This is a genomic window from Gaetbulibacter sp. M240, from assembly GCF_043876815.1.
In the GTDB taxonomy this organism is placed as follows: domain Bacteria; phylum Bacteroidota; class Bacteroidia; order Flavobacteriales; family Flavobacteriaceae; genus Gaetbulibacter_A.
In genome coordinates, this window is record NZ_JBAWKA010000004.1 from 195,212 (window position 1) to 219,169 (window position 23,958).

A 23,958-nucleotide genomic window follows, 5' to 3' on the forward strand; every position below is an offset into this window, starting at 1 on the left:
TGATAGATATGTACATTTAGCACTGATTATCAGAAAATTAATTAAATTCAATAACTACAAAACCACAAACTATGAAATCAATGTATTTAAAAATCGTTCTGATTTTTACACTATTAGTCTTTTTTAATTGTAAACAAAAAGAATCAGATAAGGACGCTATTGCGGATGAGGAGGTTGCTATGGAATCTTCTATGAACGTTGTCGATATTGTAACCAGAGGTATGGATTTCCAATCTGTAGACACTATACCTTCAGGGTGGAATATTTTCAAATACCAGAACCTTTCAGATCAACCACACTTTTTCTTGTTGGATCAATATCCTGAAGGTTATACCATACAAAACACCATAGAAGAGGTTGCACCGCCTTTTGACAAGTGTGGTGAACTTATCCATGCAGGAAAGCGCGATGAAGGTATGGCCGAACTAGCCAATTTACCGGAGTGGTTCGGAAAAATTATATTTGTTGGTGGTTCCGGACTTTTAAGTCCAAAAGAAACCTCATTAACAGCAGTAAAACTCGATCCTGGGTATTACATCATGGAATGTTATGTAAAGATGCCAGAAGGGAAATTTCACACCTCTATGGGCATGGCGAAAGCTATTATTGTAACAGATAAGGATAGTGGTGTAACGCCACCGGAACCTACTGTTAATATTACTATTTCAAGTGAGGATGGCATTACCTACGATAAAGGGATTACTAAAGGGAAACAGGTGTTTTCGGTACATTTTAAGGATCAAATTGTACATGAAAATTTTGTTGGCCATGATATCAATCTGGCCAAAATAGAACCTTACACAGACCTCGATGAACTTGAAAAATGGATGGATTGGTCTATAAAAGGCGGGTTACAAAGCCCAGCACCAAATGGGGTAACCTTTTTAGGTGGGGTAAATGATATGCCGGAAGGACGAACAGGTTATTTTACAGTCGACTTAGAGCCCGGGAACTATGTTTTTATTTCCGAGGTACCAAATACAAAATCAAAAAACTTACTTGTAGAATTTGATGTGATAGACTAGTATTGAACGTAGTCTACAATTTCAAGGCCGTAGCCAACCAGACCAACGCGTTTGGTTTGTTCGGTATTGGAGATCAGACGTAACTTATGGATATTAAGATCGTGTAGGATCTGAGCACCTATACCAAAATCCCGATTATCCATATTTATTCGAGGGGCTTTGGTAATTTTGTTAGTCACCTGATTTGTTTTTAAGAAGTCCAATCGACTCAAAATATTCATCGATTGGGCTTCTTGATTTATAAAGATTATGGCGCCTTTTCCGGCGTCATTGATCACCTTGAACATGTCGTCTAACTTCTTATCAGCATTGTTCGTTAAGGTGCCCAAAATATCGTTATTCACCAAGGTAGAATTTATCCGTGTCAAAACCTCTTCATTGTCTGCCCAAGAGCCTTTTGTTAAAGCTATATGTACTTGATTATTAGTAGTTTGCTTGTAAGCTCTTAATCTAAAGCTTCCAAATCGTGTTTCCAGTTGAAAATCCTCTCTTTTCTCAATTAAGGAGTCGTGTTGCATGCGGTAGGCTACTAAATCTTCAATGGAAACTATTTTTAGATTCAGCTTTTCAGCCACCTCCATCAAATGAGGTAAACGCGCCATAGAACCATCTTCATTCATGATTTCTACAATAACACCTGCAGGTTGTAAACCGGCTAATCTCGCAAAGTCTATAGCAGCCTCTGTATGTCCGGTACGTCGCAGTACTCCACCTTCTTTAGCAACAAGAGGGAAAACATGTCCGGGACGCGCCAATTCATGTACTTTGGTATTGGGGTCGATCAAAGCTTTTATTGTTCTCGCACGATCGCTCGCAGAAATACCTGTGGTTACACCATGTCCGCGAAGATCAACAGAAACCGTAAAAGCTGTTTCCATGGGGTCCGTATTATTACGAACCATCATTTCCAATTCCAATTCCTTACAGCGTTTCTCAGTTAATGGCGCACAAATTAAACCGCGGCCCTGTGAAGCCATGAAGTTTATCATTTCAGGGGTTACTTTATCAGCAGCCGCCACAAAATCGCCTTCATTTTCACGATTTTCATCATCAACAACGATAATAACTTTTCCCTGTCTGATGTCTTCAATAGCCTCTTGAATGGTATTGAGCTTAAATTTTGACTTTGCTGTTTTGGTCATAGTTTCTGTCATCATTTTGCAAAGATATTGCTATTTTAAAGAATCCAAACAATTTTGCTTCAGGTCTTCTTTGATTTTTAATTTTAAGAATAAAAAACTTATCATATACAACGAAAATCCTAGGATAAGCAGAGTTACATGTGGACGTTTTCCAGATTTCTTGATATGGCTGTAAAATTGATTTAAATTCAGCATGGACTTTAGGTAATACACAACGTACAAAGCGAACGACACTATGCTTAACTGAATAGAGGCCTCGGCCAGTGAAGGTAGCTTGTTGTTTCTGAACACGAAAAATAAAATGAGTAATATCGCACCTGTACTAAATAAACTGATCGCGAATTTAGCATGGTCATTATAATTTCTGGTGTGTATTTCTGAGGTTTTGTATGCTGAATCTATTTCCAAACCGTTGCGCTCTAAAGCTTCCAAAGTGTTTTCACGTTCTTCCAAAATACGTAAAGCCTCTATACGTGCTTCGGCTTCAAGACCATGATCTTCAAAATTGTTAATAACATCAATGAGGCGCTCATTGGTATAGGATAATAAGAATTTATAATCAAAAACCTCTTTGTCCTTGATTTTAAGGATTTTCTTAATAGGATCCAGAATGTTTCCAATCTCGAACAAGCCTCGATCCGCTGTTGCGCGTTTGGTTAAATAAACCCCTAAAGGCAGCATGACTAATGTAGAAAACCAACTTGCTAAAATAGGGTTCAAACTTCCATTCTTTGCACTGTTTGTGGCAAAAATACCTATAAAATGATAGGTTAAAAACAGTAAAATAGCGATGACCATTGGCAAGCCAAGACCTCCTTTTCGAATTAAGGCACCGAGAGGGGCTCCTACAAAGAATAAGATAATACAAGCAAAACCCAGGGCGAACTTTTGATGGTATGAGATCATATGGGTATACAGGTCTTTTTTAGACTGTATAATGGTTTTCTCCTTGGCAATTACCGTTTGCTTATTGCTAAACATAGCTTTCGATGCTAGATCCACTAAGCGAATTTGAGCGTTCAAATCAAAAACAGAAAGCAGAGGTTGTTTCGCTAACGAATCCTTTCGAGATTGAATGGAATCAATTTCCGATGTATCTAACTCATTAGCCAACTTAAAATTCGATACACCTGCCCGTTGATATAAATTCTGTTTGGTGCCTTCTTGCTCCGTAGCACGTTTTTTAATGATCGAATCCATGGCTACACCAAGACCTTTTAAACTTAACATGTCTGATTTCTCAGTATTAGATTTTTCGTCCATATCAACATTGTTAAGCTGGGATAGGTCGATATTCATTGTATAGGTGTCGAAAGTACTCTTTGCAAAAGGGCGTTTTTCCCTGTTTTGTATTTTCTGTGGAATAATATCATGGTAGTAATTACCATCTTTTAGGATCAGTTTTAATACAGAAGAACTTTCCTTTCCGAATAATTCACCAGTTTTAGATTTAATTACCGTCGTATTCGTTCTTTTGTCTGCTCCCTTAACGTGAATAGTAACGTTTTTTAAATATTGACCCTGATCACCTGATTTTTCGTCGAATTTGATGTTGTAAGCTCCAACTTCGTTAAACTGGCCTTCAGCCAATAGCATGGCGGGCTTGAGTTTGTAAATATTAACGCGTAGGTTGTAAAAATTCAGCTCAGCCCATGGAATGACATTATTTGAAAAGAAAAAAGTTACAATCCCCAGAATCACTATAAAAATACTCAGGCCAGACATGGCGCGCTGAAGTGAAATTCCTGTGGATTTCATGGCGGCGAACTCATAATTCTCAGCAAAACTTCCAAATACCATAATGGACGAAAGTAGAATAGTTAGAGGTAGAACTAGAGGAATTAGCTTGGGTGTGAAATAGGCAATAAATTTTACAATAATTGATAGATCTAGATCTTTGCCAGACAGCTCGCGTATATACAGCCATATCGTCTGCAGAATAAAAATAAGCATGAGTATGGCGAAAACGCTGAAAAATGTTTTGAGATAAGTCGTTAAAATGTATCGGTCTAAAATTTTCACGCGCTTAATTTTATCTAAAATACCGGATGAAATAAGGTATTTTCAACATCTATAAAAAGGCAGCTCTTTTGCCTTAATCTATTCGGTTAATGTAATAATCACTGTATTTATCGGCGTCAAAGGTAAATAAGGTTTTTGGTAAAAGCTCGTTTGTTTGAAAAGAATTCACCGTAAGGGTAGTTTTTGTTCCATTTTTTCCAATTTGGATCAGGTTGTAGATGTGCTTGGTAACAGCATCTATACCTAATAAAATATATTTAATTTCGGAATTGGAGTCTATGGGTGTTAGCTTAACATATTGAATTTTACGTCCTTGGATATTCTGTGTAATATCCATTTCATATGTGTAACCATCTTCGTAAAACGATAGCATTTTACTCGGACTGAGACCTTCGTCTTCATTATCCCTTTCAATTGAAATGGTTACTTCTTCATCTTCCGGACTAATGGTGTATAATTTTTGGCCATCGAATAGGCGCGTAACTCCCAAAATATTCAAACGGTATTTATCACCTTCCAAGGTAACATCTCCTTTCGTTTCCTGTTTGATGTTTTCGGAGGTGTTTTCCAGAACATATTTAAATTCTATAGCAATATTATCATAACTTTTCACTTTTTGGGACACATCATTCAAGAGTGTTTTGGCTTTATTTTGAGAAAAAGCTATGAGTGAAATACTTATAAATACGAGGGTAAAAAGTTGCTTCATTTTCTTTTTTTAAATTTCATTTTCAAGTAATTGATCTAAGGCCGTTAAATCGGGTACTAAAACCTGTCTGGCTTTACTTCCTTCAAACGGACCAACAATGCCGGCAGCTTCTAACTGATCTATAATCCTACCGGCTCTATTATAACCAAGTTTTAATTTTCTTTGTAATAGCGATGCTGAACCTTGCTGAGCCGTTACAATAACTATTGCAGCGTCCTTAAAAAGTTTATCGCGATCCTCTATATCTACATCAAGACTTGTGCCACTTTCCTCGCCAACATACTCCGGTAACTGATAGGCTTCCGGATAAGCTTTCTGTGATCCGATAAATTCCGTAACCCGTTCTACCTCAGGGGTGTCTACAAAGGCGCATTGTAACCGGATAAGATCGTTACCTTGGGTGAATAACATGTCACCCCGTCCGATCAATTGATCCGCACCTGAGCCATCTAAAATGGTTCTGGAATCTATCTTAGAGGTTACTCTGAATGCAATTCGAGCCGGGAAATTGGCTTTTATGATACCCGTTATAACATTTACAGATGGGCGCTGTGTGGCAATAATCAAATGAATACCAATGGCACGCGCTAATTGAGCCAAACGCGCTATAGGTGTTTCAACCTCTTTACCGGCCGTCATAATCAGGTCAGCGAACTCATCAACCACTAAAACAATATATGGTAAAAACTGATGACCTTCGTTGGGGTTCAATTTTCGGGCCTTGAATTTCACATTGTATTCCGCGATATTCCGACACATGGCATTTTTCAATAACTCATATCGGTTATCCATTTCAATGCACAAGGAATTTAAGGTGTTGATAACCTTAGTATTATCTGTAATAATAGCTTCTTCGCTATCCGGTAGCTTGGCTAAATAATGACGCTCAATTTTATTGAATAAGGTAAGTTCAACTTTCTTTGGGTCAACCAAAATAAACTTGACTTCCGCCGGATGTTTTTTGTATAATAAAGAGGTTAAAACAGCATTTAAACCTACCGACTTACCCTGTCCCGTAGCACCTGCCATTAATAAATGAGGCATTTTTGCCAGATCAACTACAAAAGTTTCATTGCTAATGGTTTTTCCCAAGGCAATAGGTAATTGCATATCCGAATTTTGAAACTTTTTGGAAGCGATTACAGAACGCATCGATACAATAGTAGCCTTTTTATTAGGTACTTCTATACCGATAGTACCACGACCTGGAATTGGAGCTATGATTCGGATTCCCAAAGCTGAAAGTGATAATGCAATATCGTCTTCCAGATTTTTGATCTTGGAAATACGAATTCCGGCATCAGGAACAATCTCGTATAAGGTAACCGTAGGACCAATGGTGGCTTTAATACTGGCAATACCAATCTTATAATTACTCAAGGTATCCACAATTTTATTTTTGTTCTCCTCAAGTTCTTCCTGATTGATTTTGATTCCTTCGGTTTCGTATCTTTTAAGAAGGTCTAAGTTTGGAAACTGGTATTTTGCTAATTCCAAAGTGGGATCGAACTGACCAAAATCTTCAACTAACTTTTGAGCCAGATCACTGTCCTCAGAGGTGTCGTCAACGCCTTGTTCAACTTCCATTTGAATATCATCTTCTGCCTTTTCTTCTTCCGAAGTATCCGTATTACGACTAGATTCAACCTTAGGTTCTGAGCTCGTCTCTTCTGTGTCTTCTGTATTAAGGCCGAAGGTTGTTTTGATCACTTCTGCTTCTTCAGACAGACTGTTATCGATGTTTACATCTTCTATTTCTGAAAGATCTTCTTGAATATCTTTTTTAGCTGATCTGAATACTTTAGCTATACTTTCGAAAGTAACACCAAAACGGATGGCTAAATACACAATGAGACCAAATAGCAGTAGGAGACCAATACCAATCTTACCCAAATAATCCTGAAGAAAACTGTTTAACTCGAAGCCTACAGTGCCACCTAGAAACGCATATTGACTATTAAAAAATCCAAGGAATATGGAAAGCCAAATCACAATGTACGTACCCCAAAACCAGTGTTTGCGCAATTTAGCCTTATTCAAATTCATAACCACATAGACACCGGATAACATAATAAGCCCTGAAAAAATAAAGGAGGCGATTCCAAAACCCTGATTAATGAAAAAATTACTTAGCCATGCACCGGATTTTCGTAACCAGTTTTTGGACTCTACAGCTCGTGAATCAAAGCTAGATAAGGTACTTTGGTCTGCAGGACCGGTAGAAAAATGAGAGATAAAGGCAATGCCTAAAATGATTCCAAAGATGATTAAAAAACTACCAAACACAAGTTTTTGCTGACTAGACAGCTTATAACTGCGTTTTTTAGTTGGGTTTTTGGTCTCTTTATTAGATTTGGTTTTGCGTTTGGCCATTAATGCGCTGTTAGTTTCAACAAAAATACAAATTACTAACGTTTATCCTAAGGGTAATAGTATTTTAAAATACCTTGGGAAGATATATAATTAACCCTATAATAATGGCGAAAATAACAGCAATAAAAACGGCGCCGGCTGCAAGGTCTTTTATGCCACCAATTTTTATATGGTGTTCAGGATGAATAAAGTTAGCCATATCTTCAATGGCTGTATTAGCAGCTTCTAAGCCCATAACGAGAGCAATAGCCAAAATTTGAATGGTCCATTCGGTAGTAGAAATCTCAAAAACAAACCCTGCGATTGTCATAAGAATGGCAACAACAACCTGAACTTGGAAACTAGTTTCAGTTTTAAATAGTAGGAAAGCACCGTTAAAGGCACAACGGATACTGTAAAGTCTACCTTTTAAAAAGGGTTTTCTTGGTTTCATATATTAATTTTGAACGGCATTCAGTGCGGCTTCATAATTCGGTTCTTGAGCAATATCAGGAACCAATTCGATATAACGAATACCACCATCACGATCAACAACCATTACACAACGCGCTAAAAGTCCTTGAAAGGCACTGTCTAATAATAACAATCCATTGTCCTTTCCAAATTGTCCATCTCTAAAATCAGATAACATAATAACGTTCTCAAGGCCTTCAGCAGCACAAAATGCCTGTTGCGAAAAGGGGAGATCACGAGAGATACACAAAACTTTGGTGTTACTTAACTTACCTGAATTTGCGTTAAAGTTTCTAACGGATGCCGAGCAAACACCGGTATTAACACTTGGAAAAATATTTAATATGAGCTGACTACCTTGAAAGTCTTTTAGAGTTTTGGTTCCTAATGCTTTATCTACTAAAGCAAAGTCCTTTAATTTTGATCCTACTTTTGGCAGTTCTCCTGATGTATTGGCATGATTGCCATCTAATGCTGTTTTAGCCATTTTTTTAGAATTTAATACAAAACTAATAAACTAATAATTAATAATTAGACTATAAATTTTAGTCACCATAAAATATTTTCGGCTTTTTTAAAAACCGCAAAGGAAATAATTACGTTAGTAGGGAAGATGATTAATAATTAATAATTTAAATAAAAAGATGAAAACAATCAAAGTATTAAAAGCAAGTTTATTATTTACCATGTTACTAACTGTTTCAAGTGTTTTTGCACAGAGTGATATGATGAAATCAGAAACTAAAATGGTTGGTGGTGCAGAAATGTACCCAACAAAAAACATTGTTGAAAATGCCGTAAACTCAAAAGACCATACCACTTTAGTTGCGGCTGTGAAAGCTGCAGATTTAGTAGGTGTTTTAACTAGTGACGGTCCGTTTACCGTTTTTGCACCTATAAATGAAGCTTTTGCAAAATTACCAGAAGGTACGGTAGCTAATTTATTAAAACCAGAAAATAAAACTTTACTACAAACTATTTTAAAATATCATGTTATAGCAGGTAAGGTGAGTGCCTCAAAATTACAAATGCTTATAGCTAAATCTGGTGGTAAAGCGACATTAGAAACAGTAAGTGGAGGAAATTTAACCGCATGGATTAAAGATGGTGCCGTTTATGTTACTGATGAAAATGGAAATTCAGCCATGGTTACTATCGCGGATGTAAATCAATCGAATGGTGTGATTCATGTTATAGATACAGTTTTATTACCAAAGTCATAATTAGTTTTTGAGTTAGTCAAAAAAAGTGTTTCGAATTTTTTTCGGAACGCTTTTTTTTTGATCAAAATCCACCAATAAATTTTACCAATTTTAATATCGATTATTCAAATTAATTTCGTTCAAAATGCGTACCTTTTATGAGTATTTTTACGTGGTAATTCTATAAAATTTATTAATAACTATGAAGAATAATGTATTCGATTTAAATGACAGTGATGCTGCAAATTGTCCCTTTTTGAGTGGCACTCAAAAAAAGACTGCCGGTGGTGGAACACGCAACCGGGATTGGTGGCCTAATGAACTAAAGTTAAACATATTACGACAGCATGGAACTCCCGTAAATCCTATGGGGGATGATTTTAACTATGCGGAAGCTTTCAATAGTATCGATTTTGCAGAACTTAAAAAGGATGTAATTAATGTCCTTACCGATTCTAAAGATTGGTGGCCTGCAGATTATGGTCACTACGGTCCTTTTATGATTCGTATGGCTTGGCACAGTGCTGGTACTTATCGCGTTGGTGATGGTAGGGGTGGAGCCAACGGAGGTTCACAACGATTTGCACCATTGAACAGTTGGCCGGATAACGGAAACCTAGATAAAGCACGTCTTTTATTATGGCCTGTTAAAAAGAAATATGGCAAAAAGATTTCCTGGGCAGATCTTATGATACTCGCTGGAAACTGTGCCTTGGAATCTATGGGCTTTAAAACCTTTGGTTTTGCCGGTGGTCGTGAAGATGTGTGGCAGCCTGAAGAAGATATTTATTGGGGTTCAGAGACCGGATGGTTGGATAATGACGATCGTTATGATACAAGCGACGGCGAGCTGGAAGGACATTTAGGTGCTGTTCATATGGGCTTGATCTATGTTAACCCTGAAGGGCCAAACGGAGAACCTGATCCTTTAAAATCTGCGCATGATATACGAATTACATTTGGTCGTATGGCCATGAATGATGAAGAAACTGTAGCCTTGGTGGCTGGAGGACATACCTTTGGAAAGACACATGGTGCTGCCGATCCGGATAAGTATGTTGGTCCTGAACCACATGGAGCTTCTATTGAAGAAATGAGTACAGGTTGGAAGAACTCCTTTAATTCCGGTGTTTTGGATGATGCTATTACCAGTGGTTTGGAAGGCCCTTGGACACCGCATCCAACACGTTGGGACAGTGAATATTTCGATGTCTTATTGAATTACGAGTGGGAATTAACAAAAAGTCCTGCCGGAGCCTACCAATGGACACCAACAAAAGAGTCGCAAGCGAAAATGGCTCCTAAAGCTGGTGATCCTAACGGACAGCAAGCATTAATGATGTCTACTGCGGATATGGCTCTTAAAATGGATCCGGAATATTCAAAAATCTCTAAAAAATTCCATAATGATTTTAAAGCGTTTGAAGATGCTTTTGCCCGTGCATGGTATAAATTAACACACCGTGATATGGGACCGATCGATCGTTATTTAGGTCCTGAAGTACCAAGTGAGGAATTGATCTGGCAAGATCCGATCCCTAAAGTTGATTATACTTTAAGCGATAAAGATATCGATACCATTAAGAAAATGATTGGTGTTTCCGGATTGTCCATTTCACAATTAGTCACTACAGCCTGGGCTTCTGCTTCTACGTATAGAGATTCTGATAAACGTGGTGGAGCTAATGGTGGTCACTTACGCTTAGAGCCACAACGTAGCTGGGAAGTTAATAACCCTGAGGAGTTGGCTAAAGTACTAGAAGTTTACGAAGCTATTCAAAAAGACTTTAGTGGTGATGTATCTATCGCAGACTTGATTGTACTTGGAGGATCTGTTGGTATTGAACAAGCTGCTAAAAATGCAGGTCATGATGTTTCAGTGCCGTTTACACAGGGACGAGGTGATGCTTCACAAGAGCAAACTGATTTAGAATCGTTTGGTTATCTGGAGCCATTGGCTGATGGATTTAGAAATTATATTAAATCTAACCTTCAGGTTGCTGCGGAAGACCTTTTGATTGATCGAGCAAACCTAATGTCGCTTTCTATTCCTGAAATGACGGCATTAATTGGTGGATTGCGTGTGATTGGTACTAATTATGACGGTTCTGATTACGGAGTTTTCACAGAGAACGTTGGTAGTTTAACAAATGATTTCTTTGTGAATGTGTTAGATTTTAAATATAAATGGAATCCTACTGCTGAAGACGATCGTTATTTTGAAGGACGTGACCGTGCTACGAATGAGGTTGTTTTTAAAGCGACCCGTGCTGACTTAATTTTTGGTTCTAATACAGAATTACGTGCTGTGGCAGAAGTCTTTGCTTCGGATGACGGCGAAGAAAAATTCGTAAATGATTTCATTGCCGCATGGACCAAAGTGATGAATTTAGATCGGTTTGATTTAAAATAAATTCCATAGAATTATAATGAAGTTGGGATAAGCGTTGTGTATGCTTATCCCAATTTTTTTAAAAATGAAAAAATGATGAATCCAAAAGACACTTTATTTATGGCTATTCAGTCCGGAAATAATGCGGCGGTTGAGGCTGTGTTAAAATCGAACCCGGAAGTTGTTAATTCCAAAGATTCCAGAGGTTTTACTCCCCTTATTTTCGCGTCTTATTTTGATAAGGAGGCCATTGTAAAAACATTAATTCAATGCAAGGCGAACATTGATGATACAGATGCATCGGGGAATACAGCGTTAATAGGAGTTGCTTTTAAAGGCAATGAGACAATAGCTAATTATTTGTTAGAGCATGGTGCATCTATTAATAATAAAAATAATAATGGAACAACAGCCTTAAGCTTTGCTACAAGTTATAACAAAGAAAATATTGTGAAGTTGTTACTGAAACATAACGCAGATTCCTCAATTAAGGATAATGAAGGAAAAATAGCTCTAGACCATGCTAAAGAAAAAGGGTTTAATAACTTGATTGCCCTTTTAAAAGGTTAATTCTACCTTCATATTACATATTATTTTTTCAAGGTTTGAATCTTTATGTTCAATGCAGCAAAAAGTAAGGTTGTAAAAGGGCTGATCCAATTAAAAAAGGCGTAAACAAAATAATCGGCTACTCCAACTCCCAAAACACTCGATTGATAAGCGCCACAAGTATTCCAAGGAATAAGTACAGAGGTTACCGTACCAGAATCTTCTAAAGTTCTACTGAGGTTCTCTGGTGCCAGACCTTTATCATCAAAAGCTTTTTTAAACATTTTTCCGGGTATAACAATGGCCAAATACTGATCGGATGCTATGGCATTTAGGCCTAAACAGCTAAATACCGTACTTGCAAACAGACCAAATACCGTTGTCGCCACGGATAGTAAGACCTTGGTAATCTTTGATAAGGCACCAATGCCATCCATAATACCTCCAAATATCATAGCGCTAATAATTAAATAGATCGTCCATAACATGCCTTGCATTCCACCGGCTGAAAAAAGCTCATTTAATTTTTCATTATCTGTAGTGATGTTCGTGTCTGTTAGAGCGGAGGTAACAACAGCGTTCAATTTAGAATCGCTTAAACTAATTAATACGTCACCCTGAAAAATAAAAGCGAAAACAGCAGCTAAGATAACACCTGAACTAAGCGCCACTAATGGTTTTGTTTTTGTTAGGATTAACCCAATAACTACAGCCGGAACTACAAATAACCAGGGTGTAATATGAAATGTACTATTTATTGTGCTAAGTAAATTACTCAGGTCGGCAGATCCGGAGGTTTCTGTAGTAGCACTTAAAATAGAAAATATCACTAAGGTGATCAAAATAGTGGGTACGGTAGTAATTGTCATGTAACGAATATGCGTGAATAGATCCGTTCCTGCTATAGCTGGCGCTAAATTGGTCGTGTCACTCAAGGGTGACATTTTATCACCAAAGTAAGCTCCTGATATTGCGGCACCCGCAATCATCCCGGTATCGAGACCTAAAGCACTACCGATACCAATTAGCGCGATGCCCACGGTGGCCGAAGTGGTCCAGGAGCTTCCTGTCGCAATCGAAATAATAGCACATATTACCACGCAAGCCGGTAGAAAAATGCTCGGACTTAAAACTTGTAAACCATAGTAAACCATAGCAGGAATAACACCACTAACAAGCCAAGTGCCTGCTAGGGCTCCAACCAAAAAAAGTATTAATACAGGTATAAAAACACTCTTTAGATTTTCCCAAATCTCTGCAAGCATATTTTTTATGGAAACCTTGTTGAAAAGCCCAACAATCGCTGCAATGAGACCTCCTGTTAATAAAATGATTTGATTCGTATAAGCGCCAAACCACTCCTGATCTTCAATAAAAAAAATGTTGTAAGCTAATAAAGACATTAAAAGAACAACCGGGAGTAGGGCTTCCCACAGGTTCAATTCTGTATTTTCTATAATGTTTTGACCGTCTACTTTAATTTTTGAAAGGTTATCGTCTTTTGGCATAATCTTTTTTTGTTGTGTAATGTTACGATTTTCAAAGAAACTTGACAAGTCGAAATAAAAAAGCCGAAGCAATTGCTTCGGCTAAAATTTGTAATTTTTTGATTATGAAATATTTAGACTTTAGTCTTATTTCAATATATTTAATGACACCATACAGTTACGCATCATTTGATAAGTACGTTCAATATCAGCATCCAAACCTATGGAAAAACGTATCAATCCATCGGTTAAACCCATTTCTATTTGCTCGGTTTCAGGGATTTCAGACGAGGTAGAACTCCCGGGAGCACTAAACAAGGTTTTATAAAAGCCTAAACTTACCGCCAAATACCCCAGATTTTTGTGCTGCATGAGCTCCATAAGCTCATTGGCTTTATCCAGATTCCCGACATCTATGGTGAGCATACCGCCAAATCCGTATTGTGGATTCATCATTCCTTTAAAGCGTTCGTGAGAGGGATGAGATTTCAATCCCGGATAAACTGTTTTTAAGCCATCGGCTTCAAACTTTTCAGCTAAGAACAAGGCGTTTTTACTATGCTGTTGAATGCGTATGTGCAAGGTTCTTAGATTTTTTAAAATGGAAGCTGCACGCAAGCTGTCCATAGTGGACCCAAAGAGCATGGCCGCGCCATCATTCACGTTACGCAATTCATCAATAAAATCCTGAGTACCACACACAACACCGCCAACGGTATCGCTGGATCCATTAATGAATTTTGTTAAACTGTGAATAACGACATCAGCTCCCAACATCTTTGGTGAAATAGATAGGGGAGAAAAAGTGTTGTCTACAACAAGTTTCAGGTTATTCTTTTTAGCTAATCTAGATAAGCCTTCGATATCTGCTACTTCCAGCAAGGGGTTACTAACGGTTTCACAAAAGATTACTTTGGTGTTCTTTTTTATCGATGCTTCTACCTGTTTTAAATCGGTAATATTCACAAAACTGGTTGCGATATTGAATCTGGGGCCAAAGTTTTTCAAAAAAGCATAGGTTCCGCCATAAATCGTTCTACTGGAGATTATATGATCGCCAGCGCAACATAATTGCATCAAGGTGGTCGTAATGGCGCCCATTCCTGATGATGATACATTAGCCGTTTCAGTGCCTTCCATAGCAGCAAGGGCTTCACCTAAATATAAATTAGAAGGCGAAGAATGCCGTGAGTACAGATAACAACCGTCAGCATTACCTTCGAAAGTATCAAACATGGTTTTAGCGGAAAGGAAGGTGTAGGTAGAAGAATCAGAAATGGAAGGATTCACTCCCCCGAATTCTCCAAAATATTGTAAATCTTGAATGTTATTTGCAGGTTTAAAAGACATAGTTTTAGGCTTCTGGTTTTACTCAAATGTCTGATAATTAAGAATAAAAATCAAGTGAATTAATTAAATCAGGAAAATAAAACTACAGTAATTATAATATGATGAATAATTTTAATTAATTGATGATAAAAAAGTTATCTTTATGAAAATTATTCGAATATGATTTTTGATGCTACAGACAGGAAGTTACTTAATTATTTGCAAGAAGACAGTAAGCGAACGAATAAGGAACTTGCCAATAAACTTGATCTTTCCGTAACAGCTGTATTTGAACGGATAAAAAAACTGGAAAAAGAAGGCTTTATTGAAAAGTATGTTGCCCTGATCAACAAAGATAAAATAGGAAAACCTTTTGTGGTTTTTTGCCATATTAAATTGTTACAACATAGTCATGATTATGTGGTTAAATTTGAACGTGAAGTAGCTAATCTCAACGAGGTTTTAGAGTGCTATCACCTGAGTGGTGATTATGATTATTTGCTAAAAGTCTTGGTTGAGGATATGGCCGCTTTTCGTGAGTTTATGGTAAAGAAATTAACCAATATTAATCACATTAGTAGTACACACAGTATGTTTGTTATCAGCGATGTTAAGCATACCACGGCAATCAGCTTTTAAAATATTGCCAAGGTTTTTTAACTGAAATACTTTAAAAACTTTTTCAATAATTTTAATTTTCCTTTATACGGAGGATATCTGAATGAGGGGTCAAACCAGGTACTACGTATCATTACGGCCTTATGATGTGAAAAAGTATCAAATCCAAATTTTCCGTGATAACTTCCCATGCCACTCGTGCCGATACCACCGAAAGGCAGTCTGGGGTTTCCAAATTGCACCAGAAGGTCATTTACTACACCACCACCAAAGTTAATGGTATTCAATAAGTTATCTACGAATGTCTTGTTTTTAGAAAAGATATAGAATGATAACGGTCGACTTGATTCGGCAATAGTTTTTCGGATGTCCTCTTCTGTGCTATAGCTTAGAATGGGTAAAATTGGACCAAAAATCTCCTCCTTCATTAATGGCGTATTCATATCGGGTTCGTCAACAATGGTGGGTGCTAAGTAATTGTCGGATTCATCAAAATCTCCACCAAAGACAACCGTTTGATTTTCTAATAAATTTATTAACCTGTTCAAATGATCATTATTCACGATTCGTGGAAAATCTTCTGAACTTTTTGGGTTTTTGGTATAGCGTTTTTCAATTTCTTTGCTAAGCGCCTGAATTAATGCTTCTTTTCGGGGCGCTTTTACTAAAACATAATCTCCGGCAATACAAGTTTGCCCACCATTAAAAAATTTACCCCACACTAAGCGGCGCGCTACCAGTTTTAAATCGGCCGTTTCATCAACAATACAGGGTGATTTACCTCCAAGTTCCAGCGTTGTTGGTGTGAGGTGTTTGGCGGCTGCTTCTGCAACGATTTTTCCAACCTGCGTACTGCCCGTAAAGAATATATAATCCCAGGGTTTTTCTAAAAGTGCCGTAGCCACTTCAACGCCACCCTCAACTGTTGTGGCGACTTCTCCCGGAAAAACTTTTTTTATAATCTTCGTTAAAATGGCGGCCGTGTTCGTTGTTAATTCGCTAGGCTTTAATACCACCGTATTTCCGGCGGCAATGGCCATAATTACAGGTTCCAAGGCCAATAAAAAAGGATAGTTCCAAGGCGCTATAACCAGCACGTTGCCATAAGGTTCTTTATAAATATAATCTTTGGAAGGGAAGGTGAGGAGTGCGCTTTTTACACGCTCCTTTTTTGCCCAAGACTTCAGTTTTTTAATCGTTAAATCAAGCTCTGATAGAACTAAACCAACCTCACTCAGATAGCCCTCAAAAGCCGATTTTTTAAAATCTTTTTTTAGCGCTTCCAATATAGCGGTCTCATTGGAAATAACTTCAGCTTTAAGCTTTTTCAATAAGATTAAACGCCCTTTGATATTTCGGGTTTGATGACTTTTATAGAAGTCGCGTTGCTTCGAAAATAAAGTATTGATGTATTGCACGTTTTTCTTGAAATGTACGAATAATTATTCAGAACAAGCCTCCCAGAGCGGGTCTTTTGGAACGGGTGATGTTATGAACAATTCTTCCTTTTGAACCGGATGTTCCAAGCGAATACTTCGAGCATGCAAATGAATACTGGCGTCGGTATTACTTCTGTCGAAACCATATTTCAGATCACCCTTAATAGGACATCCAATAGCTGCTAATTGACAACGAATTTGATGATGCCTGCCTGTTTCTAAATTAATTTCTAACAGGTAATAATTACCAAGTGTTCTTATAACCTTATAGCTCAAAATTGCTTTTTTGCTACCTGTGATTTCCTGAGGATATGTATAGGATTTGTTGTTTTTCGGATTCTTTTTAAGCCAATGCACAAGGCGATCTTCACCTTTTGGTGGCGGATTCTTCACAAGAGCCCAATAGGTTTTGGCAACATCTTTTTGCGCAAATAGTTTATTCAAGCGCGTTAAGGCTTTACTCGTTTTTGCGAAAATAACCAAACCTGTGGTTGGGCGATCTAAGCGGTGAACCGTACCTAAATAAACATTTCCAGGCTTGTGGTATTCTTTTTTGATATAGGCTTTTACAATGTCATTCAATGGCATATCTCCGGTTTTATCACCTTGGACAATATCACCGGCCCGTTTATTCACCACGATCATATGATTATCCTCATAAAGAATCTGGAGGTTGGATGAATTGGAAATGGTTTTAGACATATAATTTTAGAATGAAAAGTGCAAACACGGATGTTCCTACACAAATTGTGCTTAATATTTTTCGTTCTTATTTGGAAAATCAACAGTTTTAACGTCTTCTACATATTGAGAAATAGCCTTGGTCATATCCTCATATAAGTTCATGTATCGACGTAAAAAACGCGGGTTGAATTCGTGAGTCATACCTAACATATCGTGTAGCACAAGAACCTGGCCATCAACATCCGGACCAGCCCCGATACCAATAATGGGGATGGAAACACTCTCAGCCACCTGTTTGGCCAATTTAGATGGAATCTTTTCCAGAACAATTGCGAAACAGCCAATACGCTCTAACATACGGGCGTCCTCAATAAGACGATTCGCTTCCTCTTCTTCTTTTGCACGTACGGTGTAGGTGCCAAATTTATAAATGGATTGTGGCGTTAAACCTAAATGCCCCATCACAGGAATACCGGCATTTAAAATACGCTTTATAGATTCTTTAATCTCTTTTCCACCCTCCATCTTTACGGAATGGGCACCACTTTCCTTCATAATACGAATGGCAGATCGAAGCGCTTCTTTAGGATCACTTTGATAGCTTCCGAAGGGGAGATCTACAACTACCAAACAACGTTCAATAGCGCGAATTACAGAGGATGCATGGTAGATCATTTGATCTAAGGTAATGGGTAAAGTGGTTTCATGACCTGCCATGACATTACTCGCAGAATCGCCAACAAGTATAACATCAATACCCGCGCCATCAACAATTTTAGCCATCGTGTAATCGTAGGCGGTAAGCATGGATATTTTTTCACCTTTAGCTTTCATATCCACTAGGGTTTTTACCGTAATGCGTTTGTACTCTTTTTTTGCGACAGACATGCGATTCTTTGTTTAAATGGTCTGTAAAAATACTGAAACAAATCGGTATGAAATAAAAAATGGGTCCAAATTTCTTTGGACCCATACTTCGAAAAAACTTTTTGAAAAAATTAAATCTTCAAATCGGTAAATGGTACATTTAGGGCCCATTCCGCATGAGTTTTTTCTGCTATCAACACATTATTTTGAGAGAATACTATTTGTTTTTGAATATCTAAAGAAGAGGAACCTATTAAAATGGTATGGCTTCCCTTTTCAGCTACCCAGGTATTTTTATTAATATTAAATGAAGCCAAGGTTAAGCAAAGCAGTCCGCTGATTAATATTGATTTGCTATTAATCAAATAAGGAGAATTAGAAATCATACGAACTGCTTTTACAATAATGCTTCAAATTGAAGCAATGATAGTAAATTATTATATATTTACCAAAAGAAACATGTAAGTCGTTAACAGTGTTTTAGTTAAAATCAAATGCTTACATTAGCGAATTATAATATATTATGACTTTTAAAGAATTATTAGAAAAAAATTCTATTGAAGCCTGGGAAATTTATCTACCGCATATCTCAATTGATTGTGTGGTTTTTGGCTTTCATGAGGGGTCTTTAAAAGTTTTAATATTGAAAATGAAAGAGACTGAATTATGGGGCTTACCCGGTGGTTATGTTTTAAAAGAAGAGGATTTAAAAACTGCAGCCGGCCGCATACTAGAAGCAAGAACGGGAGCTAAAGATGTTTATTTACAACAGTTCCGGGTGTTTGGTGAAACAAATCGATCGGAAGCTTTTTTTGATCATTTACCAGAGGGGTCTTTTTTTAAACAACGGTTTATCTCAGTGGGGTTTTATGCCTTAGTTGATTATTCTAAGGTTCAACCTGTGGTAGATGAATTATCGACGGATTGTGTTTGGCGCTGTATTGATACCATTCCTGAATTAATGATGGACCACCAGTTTATTTTGGAACAGGCACAAAGAACACTGCGCAAGCAATTGGTACACAAACCTATTGGGTACAATTTATTACCTGATAAATTTACCATGCCTGAATTGCAGAGATTATATGAGATTATTTTAAATAAAAAATTGAACCGCGGTAATTTTTACAGAAAAATATTGCGTTATGATATTTTAGTAAAGTTGGACGAAACCCGAAAGGGTGGTGCTCACAAGGCTCCGGACCTGTATTCGTTTGATTTGGAACGCTACAATACCGCATTAAAAAATGGATTAAATGAGGTTTGGTAAAGTATATATTATGGTTAGAGTAAGTTGTATGTTATTTTTATTGTTTTCAGTTTATATGAATGCACAAACTGGGGAAGAAGTAGTAGTTAAAAGAACTATTGACACTTTTTTTGATGGCTTTCATAAGGGTGATACCAGTATTGTGGCTTCGGTAATGTATAAAAAAGCGGTATTACAAACGATTGTTAAAACTAAAGAAGGGCAAACTTTGTTGCGAGATGAAGGCCTAAACGGATTATTAGACGCTATTGCTAATCGTCCGGAGGACCAGAAATGGGATGAACGCCTGCTGGATTACGACATTAAAATAGATGGATTAATGGCGAATGCCTGGACGCCTTATGAATTTTGGTTCAATGATGCTTTTAGTCATTGTGGTGTGAATTCGTTTCAGTTGATGAAATCGGAAACTGGTTGGAAAATTATTTATCTTATAGATACGAGACGCAAGACAGGTTGCAGTGCAGCTGAATAGGACTGCGTTAGTGATTGAGCGGTCTGTTGGAGCACCTTGAAAAGTGCGACTAGCGAAAGCACGACCGTGACGGAGGAGGGGTAACGCCCAAGAAATTAATAACTTATATATGAATTGCTGACACTGTGTCAGCATTTTTTTTGTTGGCATAATGATTGACTAATATAGGGTGACAGTTAAAACGAACAAGCAACACAATTAAAGTATATATTATGAGTAAAATTATTGGAATTGATTTAGGAACAACCAACTCTTGCGTTTCTGTGATGGAAGGTAATGAGCCTGTTGTAATCCCGAATGCTGAAGGTAAACGTACAACGCCATCGGTTATCGCCTTTGTTGAAGGTGGCGAGATTAAAGTTGGTGATCCTGCAAAACGACAAGCAGTAACCAATCCTCATAACACGATTTATTCGATTAAGCGTTTTATGGGTAACAAATATTCTGAATCGCAAAAAGAGGCAGAACGCGTACCTTACAAAGTGGTAAAAGGAGATAATGACACGCCTAGAGTTGAGATTGAAGGACGTAAATACACGCCGCAAGAATTATCGGCAATGATTCTTCAAAAAATGAAGAAAACGGCTGAAGATTATTTGGGACAAGATGTAACACGTGCTGTAATTACTGTACCTGCTTATTTTAATGACTCACAACGTCAGGCAACCAAGGAAGCCGGTGAGATTGCAGGTTTGAAAGTAGAACGTATTATAAATGAGCCAACCGCTGCGGCACTGGCTTATGGATTAGATAAAAAAGGCGAAGATCATAAAATCGTGGTTTTTGACTTTGGTGGTGGTACCCATGACGTATCTATACTAGAGTTAGGAGATGGCGTTTTTGAAGTATTATCAACAGATGGTGATACACACCTTGGTGGTGATGATGTAGATGAAAAGATCATCAGATGGTTAGCCGATGAATTTAACAAAGAGGAGTCTATTGACTTACGTAAAGACCCTATGTCTTTGCAACGTTTAAAAGAAGCGGCTGAGAAGGCTAAGATCGAGTTATCATCTTCGACTCAAACAGAGATCAACTTACCTTATATTACGGCAACTGCGAGTGGACCAAAACACTTGGTGCGTACATTAACCCGTTCAAAATTCGAGCAATTAATTGACGATTTAGTAAAACGTACCATTGCACCATGTGAAAAAGCGATTAAAGCTGCAGGTATAAGTAAAAGTGATATTGACCAAATTATTTTGGTTGGTGGATCTACACGTATTCCTGCCGTGCAAGCTGCCGTTGAGAAATTTTTCGGAAAAGCACCAAGTAAAGGTGTAAATCCTGATGAAGTTGTAGCCTTAGGAGCTGCTATTCAAGGTGGTGTATTAACAGGAGATGTGAAAGATGTATTGCTTCTTGATGTAACGCCATTATCATTAGGTATTGAGACTATGGGTAATGTATTTACCAAGTTGATCGAGGCCAACACGACCATCCCAACAAAAAAATCACAGGTATTTTCGACTGCAGCTGATAATCAGCCTTCTGTTGAGATCCATGTGTTACAAGGTGAGCGTGCGATGGCTGCTGATAACAAGACCATTGGTCGTTTCCACTTAGATGGTATTCCACCAGCAAAACGTGGTATACCTCAAATTGAAGTAACCTTTGATATTGATGCCAACGGTATTATTAAAGTATCGGCTACCGATAAAGCGACTGGAAAATCTCAAGACATTCGTATTGAAGCTTCTTCAGGATTAACCGAAGAAGAAATCGAAAAAATGAAAGCTGATGCTGAAGCTAACGCTGAGGCGGATAAAAAAGCGGCAGAAAAAGCTCAGAAATTAAATGAAGCGGATTCGATGATCTTCCAAACAGAAAAACAACTGGAAGAGTTTGGTGATAAATTGTCTGATGACAAGAAAAAACCAATTCAGGATGCTTTAGAAGAGCTTAAGAAAGCTTACGAAACGAAAGATATAGAAGTGATTACACCAGCTTTAGATAAAATTAATGAAGCCTGGAAAGTAGCTTCTGAAGAAATGTACAAAGCTCAAGCCGAAGCGCAACAAGGTGCTGGTGGCGATGGCCAACAAGCAGGACCTGATGCCAGTCAGAATGGACAAGGTGAAGGAAGTGATGTTGAGGATGTAGATTTCGAAGAAGTGAAGTAAGAACACATCTAATAATAAATCAAGAACGCAACTCTTTTAGGGTTGCGTTTTTTTGTTTTTGAACAATTTATTTATCACGATCGTATGGGGAAAAGTAACAGCTGCTATAAATGAGAAAAACAAGGCATAGAATAGGCCGGAGTCTTTAAAAATGTAAATCATGATAGCCATTCCCACAATAGAAATCAGCCAGTATGGCAAGGCTTTTTTACAATAATTCCACATCGATTGTTTTGTTACACGGCCGTAAATAAAATCAATTTGCTCAATTAGGGAAGGAATACTATGCCAAAAGATAAAATAAATGGCAAAGCTCCAAATTAATGTTCCTACTTTAAAAATAACAGCAAACAACAACAGGTAGAAGCCCTCAGTAAGTAATTGTTTTTTTAGATCCGGTTTTTTTAAAACCAAATAGAGGACTGTAAAACCAAATAAAACTGAATTAATAGCAAAAGTATATTGAATAAGGGTTTCACTTATGTTTTTACCAGTGATTGTTTCTACAACGGCAATGACCTCTTTTGGCTGACATATGAATAATAAATTCAATACAAATAAGCCATAGAAAAGGTATAAGAGATTGCGTATGCTTTTTGAGGCTTTAAAATTTTGGTTTTCCCAATGCTGTTCTCCAAAGTGAAACCCACTGAAAATAATAAAGAGTATAACTGCTACCGAGGGAAGAAAATAAAAAATAACTACGGCGCTCAGTACAACAATGATATACGTAAGTAATATTTGTGAAAATGGATTGGTGTTACTTTTATTTTGAATCGTATCCAGAATTAAAATGTCGTTAGAACCGTGTAATATCCCAAAAGAAAAAATAAGAATAAAACCGAGTATAATTTCTAAATTTTCTGGAAGTATGGCATTAATCCATAAGCCAATAAAACTTAAAATAATTGCGACATTATAAAAATTGGTCATAATAAAATATTAGAATAACAAAATTATGTTAAAAAAAATCATATAAATATAATATTTTTGTTTAACTTTTATTATCTTTGGTTAAACAAAATAAATAATTAACTATGAAAACACTCTTTTTAACAAGTGAAATTGCCACCAAATTAGATCCTACGGATTATGTAGGATTTACTTTTTTTGTAGGTTGTATGGCCATGATGGCAGCATCAGCCTTTTTCTTTTTATCACTAAGCCAGTTTGATAAAAAATGGCGTACTTCAGTATTGGTTTCCGGACTCATTACCTTTATTGCTGCAGTGCATTACTTTTACATGCGCGATTATTGGGCGTCGTTTATGGAATCACCTACATTCTTCAGATATGTAGATTGGGTTTTAACGGTGCCATTAATGTGTGTTGAGTTTTATTTGATCTTAAAAGTTGTAGGTGCTACGAAAACCTTGCTTTGGAAAATGATTATTTTTTCCTTGATCATGTTGGTTACCGGTTATTTTGGAGAAGCAGTTTACCCGGGTCAGGCGGCTCTTTGGGGTTTTATCTCTGGATTAGCTTATTTTTATATCGTTTACGAAATTTGGCTTGGAAGCGCCAAGAAATTGGCTCAGGCAGCAGGAGGCGATATCTTGAAGTATCACAAAATACTATGCTGGTTCGTGCTTGTAGGTTGGGCGATTTATCCGTTAGGGTACATGCTAGGTACTGATGGTTGGTACACTAATATTCTGGGGTCCGGTAGTGTAGACGTCGCTTATAATATAGCTGATGCTATCAACAAAATTGGCTTTGGATTAGTTATTTATGCTCTGGCAGTTAAAAGTCAGAAAGCCTAATTAAATTTGAACTTTTAATTATTAGAAAGC

At 37.3% G+C, this 23,958-nt stretch carries 22 protein-coding genes; 9 read left to right on the forward strand and 13 right to left on the reverse strand.

The features are described from left to right. Positions 1–71 precede the first annotated feature (71 nt). Positions 72–1,025 (forward strand): hypothetical protein, encoded by a 954-nt coding sequence (locus V8G61_RS12090; protein ID WP_394875994.1) that lies wholly within the window; start codon positions 72–74, stop codon positions 1,023–1,025. On the opposite strand, the gene ribB is transcribed toward V8G61_RS12090, so the two are convergent. From ribB to tpx, 6 genes are all read right to left on the reverse strand, one after another. Continuing rightward, positions 1,022–2,182, reverse strand: a complete 1,161-nt coding sequence (gene ribB / locus V8G61_RS12095) for a 3,4-dihydroxy-2-butanone-4-phosphate synthase (RefSeq protein WP_394875996.1) — start codon at positions 2,180–2,182, stop codon at positions 1,022–1,024. The two genes, V8G61_RS12090 and ribB, sit on opposite strands and share 4 nt — an antisense overlap. A gap of 15 nt (positions 2,183–2,197) precedes the next feature. After that, complete coding sequence (locus V8G61_RS12100; RefSeq protein WP_394875997.1) at positions 2,198–4,189, reverse strand: LptF/LptG family permease; 1,992 nt, start codon at positions 4,187–4,189, stop codon at positions 2,198–2,200. A gap of 73 nt (positions 4,190–4,262) precedes the next feature. Continuing rightward, positions 4,263–4,898: an outer membrane lipoprotein carrier protein LolA gene (locus tag V8G61_RS12105; protein WP_394875998.1), complete on the reverse strand. Its 636-nt coding sequence runs from the start codon at positions 4,896–4,898 to the stop codon at positions 4,263–4,265. A gap of 9 nt (positions 4,899–4,907) precedes the next feature. Further along, positions 4,908–7,271: a DNA translocase FtsK 4TM domain-containing protein gene (locus V8G61_RS12110; protein WP_394876000.1), complete on the reverse strand. Its 2,364-nt coding sequence runs from the start codon at positions 7,269–7,271 to the stop codon at positions 4,908–4,910. Positions 7,272–7,335: 64 nt separating this feature from the next. Continuing rightward, positions 7,336–7,704 carry a diacylglycerol kinase family protein gene (locus V8G61_RS12115; RefSeq protein ID WP_394876001.1) on the reverse strand — a complete coding sequence of 123 codons (369 nt, stop codon included), beginning with the start codon at positions 7,702–7,704 and terminating at the stop codon, positions 7,336–7,338. A gap of 3 nt (positions 7,705–7,707) precedes the next feature. Continuing rightward, the gene (tpx, locus tag V8G61_RS12120; RefSeq protein ID WP_394876003.1) at positions 7,708–8,211 is read right to left on the reverse strand and encodes a thiol peroxidase; all 504 of its coding nucleotides are present in this window, start codon (positions 8,209–8,211) and stop codon (positions 7,708–7,710) included. A 157-nt stretch (positions 8,212–8,368) separates the two neighbouring features. Between tpx and V8G61_RS12125 the strand changes: the two genes are divergently transcribed. The 3 genes from V8G61_RS12125 (at position 8,369) to V8G61_RS12135 (ending at position 11,888) form a co-directional block, all read left to right on the forward strand. Beyond that, the gene (locus tag V8G61_RS12125; protein WP_394876004.1) at positions 8,369–8,947 is read left to right on the forward strand and encodes a fasciclin domain-containing protein; all 579 of its coding nucleotides are present in this window, start codon (positions 8,369–8,371) and stop codon (positions 8,945–8,947) included. A gap of 181 nt (positions 8,948–9,128) precedes the next feature. Beyond that, positions 9,129–11,339: a catalase/peroxidase HPI gene (katG, locus tag V8G61_RS12130; RefSeq protein WP_394876005.1), complete on the forward strand. Its 2,211-nt coding sequence runs from the start codon at positions 9,129–9,131 to the stop codon at positions 11,337–11,339. A 72-nt stretch (positions 11,340–11,411) separates the two neighbouring features. Further along, a complete protein-coding gene (locus tag V8G61_RS12135; RefSeq protein ID WP_394876006.1) occupies positions 11,412–11,888 on the forward strand; it encodes an ankyrin repeat domain-containing protein in 477 nt (158 codons plus the stop codon). Between the two features lie 20 nt (positions 11,889–11,908). On the opposite strand, the gene nhaC is transcribed toward V8G61_RS12135, so the two are convergent. Next, on the reverse strand, positions 11,909–13,375 hold the full coding sequence (gene nhaC / locus V8G61_RS12140; RefSeq protein WP_394876007.1) for a Na+/H+ antiporter NhaC: 1,467 nt from the start codon (positions 13,373–13,375) through the stop codon (positions 11,909–11,911). Positions 13,376–13,501: 126 nt separating this feature from the next. Further along, positions 13,502–14,704 carry an aminotransferase class I/II-fold pyridoxal phosphate-dependent enzyme gene (locus tag V8G61_RS12145; RefSeq protein WP_394876008.1) on the reverse strand — a complete coding sequence of 401 codons (1,203 nt, stop codon included), beginning with the start codon at positions 14,702–14,704 and terminating at the stop codon, positions 13,502–13,504. Between the two features lie 159 nt (positions 14,705–14,863). On the opposite strand from V8G61_RS12145, the gene V8G61_RS12150 reads away from it, so the two are divergent. Continuing rightward, entirely contained in the window at positions 14,864–15,322 is a 459-nt protein-coding gene (locus V8G61_RS12150) for an Lrp/AsnC family transcriptional regulator (RefSeq protein ID WP_394876009.1), read from the forward strand. A gap of 17 nt (positions 15,323–15,339) precedes the next feature. Here V8G61_RS12150 and V8G61_RS12155 read toward each other — a convergent pair whose 3' ends face one another. The 4 genes from V8G61_RS12155 to V8G61_RS12170 form a co-directional block, all read right to left on the reverse strand. Next, positions 15,340–16,719, reverse strand: coding sequence for an aldehyde dehydrogenase (locus V8G61_RS12155; RefSeq protein ID WP_394876010.1), 1,380 nt, complete (start codon positions 16,717–16,719; stop codon positions 15,340–15,342). A 24-nt stretch (positions 16,720–16,743) separates the two neighbouring features. After that, the gene (locus tag V8G61_RS12160) at positions 16,744–17,442 is read right to left on the reverse strand and encodes an RluA family pseudouridine synthase (protein ID WP_394876011.1); all 699 of its coding nucleotides are present in this window, start codon (positions 17,440–17,442) and stop codon (positions 16,744–16,746) included. 51 nt (positions 17,443–17,493) lie between these two features. Continuing rightward, entirely contained in the window at positions 17,494–18,312 is an 819-nt protein-coding gene (gene panB, locus V8G61_RS12165) for a 3-methyl-2-oxobutanoate hydroxymethyltransferase (protein WP_394876012.1), read from the reverse strand. A 110-nt stretch (positions 18,313–18,422) separates the two neighbouring features. Further along, the gene (locus tag V8G61_RS12170) at positions 18,423–18,677 is read right to left on the reverse strand and encodes a hypothetical protein (RefSeq protein WP_394876013.1); all 255 of its coding nucleotides are present in this window, start codon (positions 18,675–18,677) and stop codon (positions 18,423–18,425) included. A 137-nt stretch (positions 18,678–18,814) separates the two neighbouring features. On the opposite strand from V8G61_RS12170, the gene V8G61_RS12175 reads away from it, so the two are divergent. From V8G61_RS12175 to dnaK, 3 genes are all read left to right on the forward strand, one after another. Next, complete coding sequence (locus V8G61_RS12175; protein WP_394876014.1) at positions 18,815–19,561, forward strand: NUDIX domain-containing protein; 747 nt, start codon at positions 18,815–18,817, stop codon at positions 19,559–19,561. After that, on the forward strand, positions 19,548–20,036 hold the full coding sequence (locus V8G61_RS12180) for a nuclear transport factor 2 family protein (RefSeq protein ID WP_394876015.1): 489 nt from the start codon (positions 19,548–19,550) through the stop codon (positions 20,034–20,036). The genes V8G61_RS12175 and V8G61_RS12180 overlap by 14 nt, the downstream gene beginning before the upstream one ends. A gap of 212 nt (positions 20,037–20,248) precedes the next feature. Then, positions 20,249–22,165 (forward strand): molecular chaperone DnaK, encoded by a 1,917-nt coding sequence (gene dnaK, locus V8G61_RS12185; protein ID WP_394876016.1) that lies wholly within the window; start codon positions 20,249–20,251, stop codon positions 22,163–22,165. A 36-nt stretch (positions 22,166–22,201) separates the two neighbouring features. Here the strand turns inward: dnaK and V8G61_RS12190 are convergent, their stop codons facing one another. Further along, positions 22,202–23,098, reverse strand: coding sequence for a Brp/Blh family beta-carotene 15,15'-dioxygenase (locus V8G61_RS12190; protein WP_394876017.1), 897 nt, complete (start codon positions 23,096–23,098; stop codon positions 22,202–22,204). Positions 23,099–23,202: 104 nt separating this feature from the next. On the opposite strand from V8G61_RS12190, the gene V8G61_RS12195 reads away from it, so the two are divergent. Beyond that, positions 23,203–23,928: a bacteriorhodopsin-like gene (locus V8G61_RS12195; protein ID WP_394876018.1), complete on the forward strand. Its 726-nt coding sequence runs from the start codon at positions 23,203–23,205 to the stop codon at positions 23,926–23,928. Positions 23,929–23,958: the final 30 nt, after the last annotated feature.